Annotated in this window: 16 protein-coding genes; 8 read left to right on the top strand and 8 right to left on the bottom strand. The window is 57.0% G+C overall.

Annotation, left to right across the window (positions count from 1 at the left end):
- Positions 1 to 13: 13 nt before the first annotated feature.
- Positions 14 to 1,450 carry an aldehyde dehydrogenase gene (gene aldA / locus AC6I8I_RS09690; protein ID WP_312054564.1) on the bottom strand — a complete coding sequence of 479 codons (1,437 nt, stop codon included), beginning with the start codon at positions 1,448 to 1,450 and terminating at the stop codon, positions 14 to 16.
- Positions 1,451 to 1,646: 196 nt separating this feature from the next.
- Between aldA and AC6I8I_RS09685 the strand changes: the two genes are divergently transcribed.
- Positions 1,647 to 1,913 carry a DksA/TraR family C4-type zinc finger protein gene (locus AC6I8I_RS09685; protein ID WP_312054565.1) on the top strand — a complete coding sequence of 89 codons (267 nt, stop codon included), beginning with the start codon at positions 1,647 to 1,649 and terminating at the stop codon, positions 1,911 to 1,913.
- Between the two features lie 3 nt (positions 1,914 to 1,916).
- On the opposite strand, the gene AC6I8I_RS09680 is transcribed toward AC6I8I_RS09685, so the two are convergent.
- Together AC6I8I_RS09680 and AC6I8I_RS09675 are read right to left on the bottom strand one after the other, a co-directional pair.
- Positions 1,917 to 2,015 carry a YoaK family small membrane protein gene (locus AC6I8I_RS09680; protein ID WP_008925225.1) on the bottom strand — a complete coding sequence of 33 codons (99 nt, stop codon included), beginning with the start codon at positions 2,013 to 2,015 and terminating at the stop codon, positions 1,917 to 1,919.
- A 44-nt stretch (positions 2,016 to 2,059) separates the two neighbouring features.
- The gene (locus tag AC6I8I_RS09675; RefSeq protein WP_312757017.1) at positions 2,060 to 2,383 is read right to left on the bottom strand and encodes a hypothetical protein; all 324 of its coding nucleotides are present in this window, start codon (positions 2,381 to 2,383) and stop codon (positions 2,060 to 2,062) included.
- Positions 2,384 to 2,743: 360 nt separating this feature from the next.
- On the opposite strand from AC6I8I_RS09675, the gene rhaT reads away from it, so the two are divergent.
- Entirely contained in the window at positions 2,744 to 3,778 is a 1,035-nt protein-coding gene (gene rhaT / locus AC6I8I_RS09670) for an L-rhamnose/proton symporter RhaT (RefSeq protein WP_312054567.1), read from the top strand.
- Between the two features lie 49 nt (positions 3,779 to 3,827).
- On the opposite strand, the gene rhaR is transcribed toward rhaT, so the two are convergent.
- A complete protein-coding gene (gene rhaR / locus AC6I8I_RS09665; protein ID WP_312054568.1) occupies positions 3,828 to 4,700 on the bottom strand; it encodes an HTH-type transcriptional activator RhaR in 873 nt (290 codons plus the stop codon).
- 11 nt (positions 4,701 to 4,711) lie between these two features.
- Complete coding sequence (rhaS, locus tag AC6I8I_RS09660) at positions 4,712 to 5,533, bottom strand: HTH-type transcriptional activator RhaS (RefSeq protein ID WP_312757345.1); 822 nt, start codon at positions 5,531 to 5,533, stop codon at positions 4,712 to 4,714.
- 295 nt (positions 5,534 to 5,828) lie between these two features.
- Between rhaS and rhaB the strand changes: the two genes are divergently transcribed.
- Genes rhaB through rhaM form a run of 4 tightly spaced genes read left to right on the top strand, consistent with a single transcriptional unit; the run spans position 5,829 to position 9,706 of the window.
- Positions 5,829 to 7,301, top strand: a complete 1,473-nt coding sequence (rhaB, locus tag AC6I8I_RS09655) for a rhamnulokinase (protein ID WP_312054569.1) — start codon at positions 5,829 to 5,831, stop codon at positions 7,299 to 7,301.
- A complete protein-coding gene (locus AC6I8I_RS09650; protein WP_312054571.1) occupies positions 7,294 to 8,550 on the top strand; it encodes an L-rhamnose isomerase in 1,257 nt (418 codons plus the stop codon). The genes rhaB and AC6I8I_RS09650 overlap by 8 nt, the downstream gene beginning before the upstream one ends.
- A gap of 9 nt (positions 8,551 to 8,559) precedes the next feature.
- Positions 8,560 to 9,402 carry a rhamnulose-1-phosphate aldolase gene (gene rhaD, locus AC6I8I_RS09645; protein ID WP_312054572.1) on the top strand — a complete coding sequence of 281 codons (843 nt, stop codon included), beginning with the start codon at positions 8,560 to 8,562 and terminating at the stop codon, positions 9,400 to 9,402.
- Complete coding sequence (gene rhaM / locus AC6I8I_RS09640; protein WP_312054574.1) at positions 9,392 to 9,706, top strand: L-rhamnose mutarotase; 315 nt, start codon at positions 9,392 to 9,394, stop codon at positions 9,704 to 9,706. Before rhaD ends, rhaM begins: the two co-directional genes overlap by 11 nt.
- 65 nt (positions 9,707 to 9,771) lie before the next feature.
- Here rhaM and AC6I8I_RS09635 read toward each other — a convergent pair whose 3' ends face one another.
- Positions 9,772 to 10,422, bottom strand: a complete 651-nt coding sequence (locus AC6I8I_RS09635; RefSeq protein WP_312054576.1) for a TetR/AcrR family transcriptional regulator — start codon at positions 10,420 to 10,422, stop codon at positions 9,772 to 9,774.
- A gap of 298 nt (positions 10,423 to 10,720) precedes the next feature.
- Between AC6I8I_RS09635 and bhsA (AC6I8I_RS09630) the strand changes: the two genes are divergently transcribed.
- Both bhsA (AC6I8I_RS09630) and bhsA (AC6I8I_RS09625) read left to right on the top strand, forming a co-directional pair.
- Positions 10,721 to 10,978 carry a multiple stress resistance protein BhsA gene (gene bhsA / locus AC6I8I_RS09630; protein WP_312054578.1) on the top strand — a complete coding sequence of 86 codons (258 nt, stop codon included), beginning with the start codon at positions 10,721 to 10,723 and terminating at the stop codon, positions 10,976 to 10,978.
- A 24-nt stretch (positions 10,979 to 11,002) separates the two neighbouring features.
- On the top strand, positions 11,003 to 11,260 hold the full coding sequence (bhsA, locus tag AC6I8I_RS09625) for a multiple stress resistance protein BhsA (protein WP_312757008.1): 258 nt from the start codon (positions 11,003 to 11,005) through the stop codon (positions 11,258 to 11,260).
- A gap of 43 nt (positions 11,261 to 11,303) precedes the next feature.
- On the opposite strand, the gene AC6I8I_RS09620 is transcribed toward bhsA (AC6I8I_RS09625), so the two are convergent.
- Both AC6I8I_RS09620 and cybB read right to left on the bottom strand, forming a co-directional pair.
- Positions 11,304 to 12,488 carry a sugar transporter gene (locus tag AC6I8I_RS09620; RefSeq protein ID WP_312054582.1) on the bottom strand — a complete coding sequence of 395 codons (1,185 nt, stop codon included), beginning with the start codon at positions 12,486 to 12,488 and terminating at the stop codon, positions 11,304 to 11,306.
- Between the two features lie 175 nt (positions 12,489 to 12,663).
- A complete protein-coding gene (cybB, locus tag AC6I8I_RS09615) occupies positions 12,664 to 13,206 on the bottom strand; it encodes a cytochrome b561 (RefSeq protein ID WP_312054584.1) in 543 nt (180 codons plus the stop codon).
- Positions 13,207 to 13,274: the final 68 nt, after the last annotated feature.

The raw sequence follows: 13,274 nt of genomic DNA, 5'->3' as shown, positions 1-13,274 counted from the left end.
CCGTTTTACCGGCTTAGCTGAACTGCAGATAGGCAACGTGGGTCTGCAGGAACTCTTCCAGCCCATGTTTGCCGTCGGCCCCGCCAACGCCTGATTTACGCCAGCCAGCATGGAAGCCCTGCATCGCCTCGAAGTTTTCGCGGTTAACGTAGGTTTCGCCAAACTTCAGCTGACGCAGCGCCTTCATGGTGGTGTTGATATCCCGGGTATAGAGCGAAGAGGTCAGGCCATACTGGCAGTCGTTAGCCAGCGCGATCGCCTCGTCCAGCGTTTTGAAGCGCATCACCGGCAGCACCGGACCAAAAATCTCCTCCTGCATGATCTCCATCTCCTGACGAACTCCGGTGATCAGCGTCGGCTCAAAAAAGAAGCCCTGATCGCCGACCCGTTTGCCGCCCAGCACCACCGTTGCGCCAGCCGCCACCGCATTGGCCACTTTCTGTTCGACGCGCTGCAGGGCCGCGGCGTTAATCAGCGGTCCCATATCAATATCACTGTGCTGAGCCGGATCGCCCAGCTTCACCTGACGAAAGGCGGCGGTCAGCGCGGTGATAAAGCGGTCGTAAATGCCGTCCTGCACATAGACGCGCTCCGCACAGTTACACACCTGGCCGCTGTTGATCATCCTTGAGCTGACGATTGCCCGCACCGCCAGGTCGATATCGGCATCATCCATCACAATCGCCGGGGCTTTTCCTCCCAGCTCCAGCGACACTTTAGTCACATTTTTCGCCGCAGCCTGCATGGTAGCAACACCGGCTCCGACGCTGCCGGTCAGGCTGACCAGTCCGACTTTAGGATTCGCCGCCAGCTCCTGTCCGACTTCCGGACCGTAGCCATAAACGAAGTTGATCACGCCGGCGGGCAGGCCAAGGGTGTGTAAAATATCGGCAAAGATCGCGGCGTTATTCGGCGTCAGTTCGCTGGGTTTGATCACAATGGTGTTGCCGGTGATCAGTGCCGGTGCCGCTTTGCGTGCAATCAGGAAGAACGGAAAGTTCCACGGTAAAATGCCGGTGGTGACGCCGATGGCCTTTTTAAACAGGAAGATATTTTCGTTTGGCCGATCGCTGTTGATGATCTCACCCTCATAGCGTCGCGCCCACTCAGCCATATAGTCGAGGTAATCCGCAGTAAACAACACTTCTGTCTGCGCCAGACCCTGGGTTTTGCCGCCTTCAGCCACAATGGTGGCGGTCAGTTGCGGTTCACGCGCGCGGATCGCGGTGGCGATTTGGTGCAGCCAGACGCCACGTTCAACCGCAGGCAACGCTTCCCACTGCGGCTGTGCCGCTTCGGCGGCGAGGATCGCGCGCTGTGCATCTGCGGCGCTGCCCTGCGGAATACGCGACAGCAGCGCTTCGGTGGCCGGATTAATCACCTCAATCCACTTATCGTTGTGGTCGGCGACAAACTCGCCATTAATGTAATGTTGATGATGTGTTGTCATTCGCAGGTTTCTCCGCTCTCGGTGCGTTGCAATAATGTGGTTGAAGAGTGAAGCAGATCCGGCGGAGCGACCTTTTGCTGATTGCCACGGGCATAAGACGGCTGGCAACCAATCACAGATATCGGCGCGTTTTACGGCAAAAACGGCAAATTGTTGTAGATTTAACAGAGCGAAGACGTAAAAAGAGGGGGACATCATGGCAAACGGATGGGCGTCTGAAGGCGCCGTGCAGGAGCAGATCGACAGTACCGTTAACGACGGCATTGAACGTGTCCGGCAGTCAATCGGCCACGGCGAAAGCGCCACCGAATGTGAACTCTGTGGCGAACCGATACCCGAGGCGCGACGTCAGGCGCTGAAAGGCGTGCGCTACTGTGTTTCCTGTCAGCAGAAAATCGACAAACAGCAGCAGAGCAGCAGTTTATATAACCGTCGTGGCAGTAAAGACAGCCAGTTACGTTAGATGTCAGGACCCTGGCATGGCCAGGCCGCTGCCAATAAACCACGCCAGAAAGCCGACGCCCGCCACGATAATAGCGATAGGAAAGAGGATTCCAATTCTCATGATTTTCCTGCTGCAAACAGAGAGGAGTAAGGCGGGCGATCTTATCACGACAGGTGCAGGACTGCGCGGTGGGTTTTCAGCAGGGTAAACAGCTGGAACTGGGTGGCGTCATTCACCTCACGCAGCAGTTCGCCCTTGTTGAATACGATGTGGTGAATGTGACCCAGCTGACGCCACACCACGATCGCCGAAGCGATCAGCGCACAATGCTGTTCAGCCTGAACGCATTCCAGGGTGGCGTACTGCGCATCCTCCAGCCCATTTACAAACACCTTTATCGCCTCGGCCGGCAGAATCGCCCGCAGGTCATCCAGCATTACCTGACTGACTGAACGTGAAAGAAACAGCGTTAACCACTTAGTCGTCATGCCAATCCCTGAATTCGATCAATTTTCCCCAGTTTATACGACCCTGGCCGCCGTAAGGAAAGGCTTCTTTGTTGTTTTGCCAAATTGATCGTGCGCATGGCAGCCAGATCGATAATGTGCTGCGCTACACAACAAAATAATAAAAAAGATAGAATAATAAACCACTTAAGCGGAAAGCCGTCCGGTAACCTGACAAAGATGAATTTGTGATCCTTAACGGGAATAACGCGGAGATTTTGCCAACAGGCGGCAGCATCCGGCATTCATTCAAAGGCTGAGGAATTCCTGCAAAACGTAGACTGCCTGCTAAGCGGAAATCGTTGGGTTTCCGTCAGGCCTCAACCTAACCAGGAAAAAACAATGAACAGTGCCATTATTGCCGGCATCTTCTGGCATTTTGTCGGAGCTGCCAGTGCCGCGTGTTTCTACGCGCCGTTTAAACAGGTGAAAAGATGGTCATGGGAAACCATGTGGTCGGTCGGTGGCCTGATGTCGTGGCTGATCCTGCCGTGGGCGGTGAGTGCAATTTTGCTGCCCGACTTCCGCGCCTATTACAGTAGCTTCAGCCTGGCGCAATTGCTGCCGGTGTTTCTGTTTGGTGCCATGTGGGGCGTGGGCAATATCAACTACGGTCTGACCATGCGCTATCTTGGGATGTCGATGGGGATCGGCATCGCCATTGGCATCACGCTGGTGGTCGGCACCCTGATGACGCCGCTGCTGCAGGGCCGGTTTGGTGAGCTGTTTGCCTCTGCCGGCGGACGCTTAACCCTGCTGGGCGTGCTGGTGGCGCTGATTGGCGTGGCGATCGTCTCGCGTGCTGGCCTGCTGAAAGAGCGGGCGCTGGGGATTAACGCGCAGGAGTTTAACCTGAAGAAAGGGCTGGTGCTGGCGGTAATGTGCGGCATCTTCTCCGCCGGGATGTCATTCGCTATGGATGCCGCGAAGCCGATGCACCAGGCGGCGGCACAGCTGGGTATCGATCCGCTGTATGTCGCGCTGCCGAGCTACGTGGTGATTATGGGCGGCGGGGCGCTGGTCAATCTGGCCTTCTGTTTCTACCGGCTGGCAACCCGACCTGAGCTGTCAGTGCGCATGGATCTCTCGGTGGCGAAACCGCTGCTGCTGGCGAACGTCGCCTTTGCGGTGCTCGGTGGCACCATGTGGTATCTGCAATTCTTCTTCTACGCCTGGGGCCATGCGCGTATTCCGGCGCAGTATGATTACGTCAGCTGGATGCTGCACATGAGCCTTTACGTGCTGTGCGGCGGGCTGGTCGGCTTACTGATGAAAGAGTGGAAGTCAGTGGGGCGTCGGCCGGTCGGGGTGTTATCGATTGGTTGTGTAGTGATCATTATCGCAGCCAACATCGTTGGGCTCGGCATGGCCGCCTGATCGGTTCAGCGGAAAACTGCACAATGCGAGCCTGCATCCCAGGCTCGCATTATTGCGATTCGGTGTCGGTGTTTTTCAGCGTCTGCCCGGATGAGATAAAACGCTGACGCCAGGCGCTGGGGGTCAGGCCGGTATCACGGGTAAACACCACCGAAAAATAGTTACTGTCATCAAAGCCGCAGCGGGCGGCCACTTCACCAATCAGACAATCCTGGGTGCGCAGCAAATACTTCGCCTGGCAAAGCTGCAGCTGACGCAGATAATGCCCAATCGTCATGCCGGTCTGCTGACGAAACAGCTGCCTGAGTGCCCGTTCATTTAGCTGATTATGCTGGCAAAATTCGGCCAGATCGAACGGACGGGCAATCGCGCCCTGTAATGCCGACATCAGCAAATCTAACTGTTCACCTTCCGGCAATGCCCACGGGCGATCGGCGGCATAGCCATGACGGCGCAGGATCAGCGCCAGCTGTAAAAACAGCGCTTCTGATAGCTGCACCGACAGCGGATCGCTTTTGCGGCTTTCACGCTCCAGCTGACTAATCACCCCGCGGGCCAGCGCCATGCCGCGCGTGGTCAGACGCCAGCAGCCAGGCGCATCGGCGCCTTGCGGCGGCAACAGCTGATTCCAGTCAAGCCCGAGGCCAAAGCGATCACGGCAGTAGAGGATATTGTCCAGCACCAGATCGTTGACGCTGTCATAGCTGTGGCAGTCACTGTCGCGGATATAAAAAACGTCGCCGCAGGTAATCAGCCACGGGCGATCGTTGAGGACGTGCAGGCCGTTGCCGCGCCAGACAATCACGATTTCGCTGAATTCGTGTCGGTGCGGCGGGAAAGAGGGTTGGGGCATCCGTTCGGCTACCGCCACCGGTAAACTGGTGGCAGGAAAATAATCATCCCGGCTGAGTATCAACGTCATACTGTGCTCCTTTACCCCATCTGCTGGCGCTCCGCGCGCGGCGCGCAGCCAAATTCGCGCCTGAACAGGGTGGAGAAGTGGTTGCTGTCACCGAATCCACACTGAAAGGCGATATCCGTAATGCGTATATCACTGTGACGCAGTAAATGCCGCGCCTGCAACAACCGCAGCCGGTTCAGATAACGCTGCGGTGTGCTGCCGGTTTGCTGCTTCATCTGCCGATGCAGCGTGCGCAGCGACAGGGAGAAACGATCGGCCAGCTGATCCCAGACGATCTCATCGCTGTAATGGTCGTTCAGCCAGTCAAGCAAGCGATGCAGTCGCGCTTCCTGATCCTGACTCTGCTCATCACGGCACGCCTCACGTAACAGCACCAGCAGTTGTAAAAATAGCTGCTCCTGGCGCGCCTGCTTCTCCAGCGACCAGGCATCATCCTGCCGCATCTGACTTGCCACGCTCAGCGCCTGGCTCATCACTTTATGATTAATGCGCCAGTGCGAAGCATACTGTCCATCCTGGTCACCGGGCAGCAGCGCCTGCAGTCCGGAAAGAAAACGAAAAGCGCCGGGACTGCGGTACAGCACATTAGTCAGGCAGAGATTCTCGGTCTGCTCATACAGGTGACGGTCGTGGTCGCGGACAAAACAGACGCAGCCGGCGCACAGCGTTTGCGGCTGACCGTTAAACACGTGAATGCCCGACCCGTGCTCAACCAGCACAATTTCATGAAAATCATGATGATGTTCCGGGAAGGCCTGCTGCGGCACACGCGGTTCAATGGCTATCGCGTAATCGCCTTCAGGAAAGAAATCCGCACTGTGCAAAATGGTCATCATCGCCTCTCGCTACTGTTAACAAATCTGTAACGGAGTCTAAACAGGACGTGGCTACCTTACCTTGAATTTTCCGCTTATCTCAGCAGGAATCCTGCTGATTATTCAAGAAATCCTCAGCAGTTAATAAATTTGCGGCAGGAGTCACATCCCCCTGGCTGCCGTCTCTGTGATCTCTCTCACGAAGTTCTTTGCAAGTCTGCCAGCGCAGGGGGCCCGCTGGCACTGTCGGGAAGGTAGCCGCCCGGCAAGATTTCTACTCTGTGACCATCAAATCACAGGAAAAAATGCTGCCATGACCACGCGAAATATTGTTGCTATCGATCTCGGCGCATCCAGCGGACGGGTAATGCTCGCACACTGGGATGCCGTACAGCGCCACCTCAGTCTGCGGCAGGTCCGGCGTTTCGCAAATACCCGTCAGCGGCGTGCCGGTTATGACTGCTGGGATCTGGCGCTGCTGGAGCAGGAAATCCGAGCCGGGCTGGCGCAGCTGGATGCAGAAGGCGTGGTGGCGGACAGCATCGGGATTGATACCTGGGGGGTGGATATGGTGCTGCTGGATGCGCACGGCGAGCAGGTCGGGCAAGCCGTCAGCTACCGTGATGCCCGCACCCACGGCCTGATGGAGCAGGCGCAGCGCGACCTCAGCCACAGCGCGATCTATGCCCGCACCGGCATTCAGTTCCTGCCGTTTAATACGCTGTATCAAATGCGCGCACTGCATCAGCAGCAGCCCGACTGGCAGGCCCGCGTCGCGCATGCGCTGATGATCCCGGACTATCTGCACTATCGCCTCACCGGCAATCTCAACTGGGAATACACCAACGCCACCACCACGCAGATGCTGAATATCGACAGCGGCGAATGGGATCGCGAGCTGCTGGGCTGGGCCGGAGTCGATGTGGCCTGGTTCGGCCAGCCTCGCGCGCCTGGCAATACGGTCGGCCACTGGCATAACGCCCACGGCGCGGCAATTCCGGTGATTGCCGTCGCCACCCACGACACCGCCAGCGCGGTAGTGGCGACCCCGCTGATGCAGGAGGATGCCGCCTATCTCAGTTCCGGCACCTGGTCATTAATGGGCTTTGAAAGCCTGCAGCCTTACGCGTCGGAGGCGGCGCTGCGCGCTAACATCACCAATGAAGGCGGCGCTGAAGGCTACCGCGTGCTGAAAAACATCATGGGATTATGGTTACTGCAGCGCGTCTGCGATGAGCTCCATCTTGACGATCTCAGCCAGCTGATCGCCGAAACCGAACGGCAACCGGCCTGTGTGTCGCTGATCAGTCCGAACGATGCGCGCTTTATCAATCCGGACAGCATGGTCAATGAAATCCAGAACGCCTGTGCAGAGCAGGGCATGCCGGTGCCGCAATCCGCCGCCGCGCTGGCACGCTGCATTTTTGACAGCCTGGCGCTGCTCTACCGTGAAGTGATCGCCGAACTGGCGCAGCTGCGCGGTAAACCTTTCCGCCAGCTGCATGTGGTCGGCGGCGGCAGCCAGAACCACTTTCTCAATCAACTGTGCGCCGACGCCTGTCAGATACCGGTGCTGGCCGGGCCGGTTGAAGCCTCAACCCTCGGCAACGTGGGATGTCAGCTGATCGCGCTCGGCGAACTGACCGATGTGGCCGATTTCCGCTGCTGCGTGATCAACAACTTCCCGCTCAAAACCTTTGAACCGCAAACCACCAGCGTCTTTGCTGCCAGCCAGGCACGCTTCACGGCGCTGAGCCAACCCGCTAAGGAACTCGCTTATGACTAAGCAGATAGAACAGGCTTTTGAACTGGCTAAACAACGTTATGCCGAGATTGGGGTGGATGTTGAACAGGCCATCCGTCAGCTGGATGCGATTCCGGTCTCAATGCACTGCTGGCAGGGCGATGATGTGCGGGGCTTCGAAAACCCGCAGGGCGCATTAACCGGCGGAATTCAGGCAACCGGCAACTATCCGGGACGCGCCCGTAATGCCGATGAGTTGCGTAACGATATCGACAAAGCGATGTCGCTGATCCCCGGCGCGAAACGCCTCAACCTGCACGCCATCTATCTGGAAAGTGACAAACCGGTGGCGCGTGATGAGATTGAGCCGCAACACTTCGCCAACTGGGTCAGCTGGGCCAAAGAGCACCAGCTGGGACTCGACTTCAATCCCAGCTGCTTTTCGCATCCGCTGAGCGCCGACGGTTTTACCCTGTCACATGCTGATAAAACTATTCGTCAGTTCTGGATCGATCACTGCAAAGCCAGCCGCCGGGTTTCCGCCTCGTTTGGTGAGCAGCTGGGCACCCCGTCGGTGATGAATATCTGGGTGCCCGACGGCATGAAAGATATCACCGTCGATCGGCTGGCACCGCGCCAGAGACTGATGAGCGCGCTGGATGAAATCATCGCCGAAAAACTGAATCCGCAACATCACATCGATGCGGTGGAGAGCAAGCTGTTTGGCATTGGCGCTGAAAGCTACACCGTTGGCTCCAACGAGTTTTTCCTCGGTTACGCGGCCAGCCGTCAGACCGCGCTAACGCTGGATGCCGGCCACTTCCATCCGACTGAAGTGATCTCCGACAAAATCTCCGCCGCCATGCTCTATGTGCCGCGTCTGTTACTGCACGTCAGCCGGCCGGTGCGCTGGGACAGCGATCACGTGGTGCTGCTCGATGATGAAACCCAGGCGATCGCCAGTGAGATTGTTCGCCATCAGCTGTTTGACAAAGTGCACATCGGGCTCGACTTCTTTGATGCCTCGATCAACCGCATTGCGGCCTGGGTCATCGGCACCCGCAACGCCAAAAAAGCGCTGCTGCGCGCCCTGCTGGAACCGATTGATCGCCTGCGGCAGGCCGAAGTGGCCGGCGATTACACCGCGCGACTGGCGCTGCTGGAAGAGCAGAAATCTCTGCCGTGGCAGGCGATCTGGGAAGCCTGGTGCCTGCGCCACGACGTGCCAGCCGATGCCAGCTGGTTGAGCGATGTCCGTCACTACGAACAACACATCTTGAGCCAACGTTAAGGAATTCATATGCAAAGCATTCTTTCTTCCTGGTTTGTAAAGGGAATGGTTAAAGCCACCAGTGATATGTGGCTGAAGGGCTGGGATGAGCGTAACGGCGGCAACGTCAGCCTGCGTCTGCTGGAGGAGGAGGTGAAACCTTTTGCCGCCGATTTCTATCCGGAGCCACGCTGCATTGAACTAACCCAGCCGGCGCCTGCGCTGGCAAACTGCTGGTTCCTGGTGACCGGATCGGGCAAGTTCTTCCGCAACGTGCAACTCGATCCTGCCGATTGCCTGGCGCTGCTGCAGGTTGATGACAAAGGACTGTCATTCAAAATTCACTGGGGGCTGTCGAATGGGGGCCTGCCCACCTCTGAACTCGCTTCACATTTCCAGTCACACGGGGTGCGCAAAGCGGTCAGCAACGGCGTTGACCGGGTGATCATGCACTGCCACGCCACTAATTTTATGGCGTTAAGTTATGTGGTCGAGCTGGATTCAGCGCGCTTTACCCGCTTACTGTGGGAAGGCAGCACCGAATGTCTGGTGGTGTTCCCGGATGGGGTCGGCATTCTGCCGTGGATGGTGCCCGGCACTGACGGTATCGGCGCTGCCACGGCGGAGCAGATGCAGTCGCATAGCCTGGTGATGTGGCCGTTCCACGGTATCTTTGGCAGCGGGCCGACCCTGGATGAAACCTTTGGCCTGATCGATACCGCAGAAAAATCCTCTGAAGTGATGGTCAAGGTGCTGTCAATGGGCGGCATCCGCCAGAGTATCACTACCGAACAGCTGGTGGCGCTGGGTGAGCGCTTTGGGGTTCATCCGTGGCAGGCTGCGCTGGATGTGGGGCCTGCCAATGCTTCGTAGAGCCTTTGTGATGCAGGTGAATGCGGACTGCCACGCCGAATATCAGCGACGCCACTCGCCGATCTGGCCGGAGCTGGCAGCAACGCTGAAGGCGCACGGCGCACACAACTATGCCATCTGGCTGGACGTGGAGCGTAATCTGCTGTTTGCCAGCGTTGAAATTGAGTCGGAAGCGCGCTGGGAGGCGGTGGCCCGCACTGAAGTGTGTCAGCGCTGGTGGGCATCAATGAAAGATCTGATGCCCTCAAATCAGGACAACAGTCCGGTCAGTCAGCCGTTAAAGCCGGTTTTCTTCCTCGAATGAGGTTGGCCTGAAAGGCAACAAGGGCGGCAATCGCCGCCCTGATTTTATTTACGCTTTAGCTGTATCTACGGCTTGTGCTGACAGAGTCCGGTCAGCGTCGGCCACATCGCCATCAGCGTATCAATGATGCTGTCGAGATCGTCCCGCTGCACACCTTCACGCGCCCGCACCGACATGCCTTGCAGCATACAGCCCAGATAGCGCGCCAGCGCCGCGATATTCACCGATTCGCTCAGTTCACCACGCTGCTGGCGGCACAGCAGAAAGTCGTTAAGCGTACTCTCCTGTGACTGATGCTGCTGCTGCAACATGCTGGCGATCTCGGCAGAGGCCGCTGACAGGGTGGTGGAGGTGCAGATAAAGAAACAGCCGCCGGGCGAATCGCCGTCGGTAAAGCAGGCGGCGGTTGCGCGGAAGTAACCTTCAATCGCCTGGTCGACCGGCAACGCATCATTGCCGAGCGCCGCGTCACGCCAGGCGCTGAATTTCTCCACGTAGCGCTCCATCGCGGCCCGGAACAATCCCTCTTTATTGACAAATTCGGCGTAGAGCGTGGGCGCTTTCGCCCCGGTTGCCGCCACCAGATCGGCCAACGAGGTTCCCTCATAACCGTGGGTCCAGAACAGGGTCAGCGCTTTATCGAGCGCAGCTTCACGGTCGAAAACTTTTGGCCGACCGCGGCACTTCTTCACATCGCAATCCTGAACCTGGCTCATATATCCTCACGGGTTGTGAAACACCCCATTAAATTACCGATCATTAATAAATTGTGCAAGGGCTGGTGCATTCCGCGTTCAGGGCTGTTGCCATTTTGTGCGACGATGCGCGGAAATCGCCCCTAAGGTTAAGTGAAAAAGGGGGCTGAAGCCCATAATCACGCCACTTCGCGAATAAAATAACGCTCATTAAATAAATATTGACGGCAGACCACAATCGGGCCTATCATTTAATTAATGATCGTTAATTAAATAGCGACACACATTTTCCCACTACCGAATATTGAGAGAGCAACCTATGAAAAACATCAAACTGAGTCTGGCCGCGCTGGCACTTTCTACCCTGACCTTTGGTGCATTCGCCGCAGATCAGGTCAGCAGCGACCCAATCAATCAGCAGCCGGTCGGCACCATTTCTGTCCAGGGCGGCAGCAACCTCAACTCCCTTGAAGCGCAGTTAAATGCCAAAGCGGATGAAGCGGGTGCCAAATCCTTCCGTATCACCTCAACCAGTGGTCAGAACAAATTGCACGGCACCGCCGTGATTTATCAGTAATTAAATGTTGAGAAGGGGTTCGTTATGAAAAGTATCAGTATGATGGTGGTGGCTGCGCTACTCGGCGGCCTCTCCTTTGCCAGCGTGGCGGCTCAGCAGGTCACTCAATCGCCGCTCGACCAGCAAAAAATTGGCGTGATCAGCGCGACGGGCAGCACCAACCTGACCTCGCTGGAACAGCAACTGTCAGACCGGGCCAGCGATGTCGGTGCAAAGTCTTTCCGCATCACTTCGACCTCTGGCAACAACAACCTGCATGGCACCGCAGTCATTTATAAGTAAGATGAAACAGGCTTCAGATAACCGCTTATATGAAGCCTTTTTTCTAGCCGTTACTGCGTAACTGCGGGTAGCGACGGAAGATATAGACACACCATAACAGCGCGACCAGACCGATCATCCCACCGACATTGCCCACATCGGCCATCTGCAAATGCAGACTGACCTGATTACCCAGCAGCGCGCCCGCGCCAATCCCGATATTGTAAATACCCGACATCAGCGACATCGCAACGTCTGTGGCATCAGGTGCCAGTGACAGCACCCGCACCTGCATACCGAGGCCAATCATCATCATCGCCATGCCCCAGATGACACACAGGGTGGAGATGGCAGCAGGACGGACCGCAGCAAAAATCAGCAGTCCCATGCAGAGTGTAATCAGCGCAATGGCGGCGATCAGCAGACCCGACGGGAATTTATTGCCCAGCGAACTGAACAGGATGCTGCCGATAATGCCGGCCGATCCGAACAGCAGCAGCAGCAGGGTGGTGAAGTTCTCACCCGAATGCGCCACCGCCTGCATAAAGGGTTCGATGTAGCTGTAAGCGGTGTAGTGCGCGGTCACCACCAGCGTCACCAGCAGATACATACTGACTAACGCCGGGCGACGGAACAGCATCGGTACGCTGCTCAGTGAACCGGTGTGTTCACTCGGCAGACGCGGCAGAATGCGCACCAGCATAATCATCAGCACCAGCGCCGAGAGGCCAATCGCACCAAAGGTGGTACGCCAGCCGAGATACTGACCCACCACGCGGCCAATCGGCACGCCCAGCACCATCGCAAGCGCCGTACCGGTTGCCAGCATGCTCAGCGCCTGGGTTTTTTTGCCCGCCGGGGCGACGCGGATCGCCAGCGATGCGGTGATCGACCAGAACACCGCGTGCGACAGCGCGATACCAATACGCGAGACGATCAGCGAACGGAAGTCCCACGCCACGGTTGACAGCACATGGCTGATGATAAAGATCAGGAACAGCACGCCGAGCAGCATACGTCGTTCAATATTGCGGGTCAGCAGCATCAGCGGCAGCGAGAGCAGCGCCACCACCCAGGCATAGATGGTGAGCATGATGCCGACATCCGCGGTCTGCATCGAGAAATCAGCGGCGATATCCGATAGCAGACCCACCGGCACAAATTCGGTGGTGTTGAAAACAAACGCGGCAATAGCCAGCAACACCACGCGAAGCCAGGCCGTTTTACGTGAAACAGTTGTTGATTGCATGAGGAGTCAAATCAGTCAGAGCAGCGAAATCGGATGTGGCAGAAACATCCAGCGAAAGTGACCTGCGTCACAAATTAGTGACTATTGTAGTGAATAAACCGGGAAGGGGAACCTTATAAACCGTTTTTAATCCTGAATATTTTTTATCGCCCTGCGCCAGGGCGATAGCCTGAGGTTATTGACCGCGCCGCCGCGCCGGCATCATCCGCAGCAGGGTGTTGTCTTTCAGCAGATAATGATGAAACAGCGCCGCCGCCGCGTGCAGGCCGATTAACCAGTAGCCAAGCGGAGCCAGCGTCTCATGCCAGTCAATCAGCATATCCGCCAGATCGAAATTGGGTTCCGCCGCCACCGGCATGCTGATACCAAACAGCCACCATTCACGGCCTTTCAGATAGCGTGATGTCAGACCCAGTATCGGCAGGGTAATAAACAGCGCATAGATCAGGGTATGAGTCAGATGTGCCAGCCCGGTTTGCCAGCGCGGCGCGGCAGGAACAATCGGCGGCGAACGATGACGGGTGCGCAGCACCAGGCGGGCAATCATCAACACCAGTACCGACGCGCCTGCGCTGAAATGGGTGATGATCATCGCATAACCCTGCCACGAACCGCGCTGAGCAAAACCACGCAGTTCAATAGTGGCATAGGCGGTCGCCACCAGTAAAAAAGTCAGCCAGTGAAGGGCGATCTGTGAACCCGCAAACTTTTCCCGCATGGTAAAACCCGTTAATAAGAATCAGGCGTTCTAACATAACCGAAAATAGCGGAAAATCTTAACAAATT

The sequence above is a fragment of the Pantoea sp. X-Soil-YNGN-775 genome (genome assembly GCF_059730575.1).
Note: the sequence above shows the minus strand (reverse complement) of the source record. Positions and strands in the feature narration are given on the sequence as shown.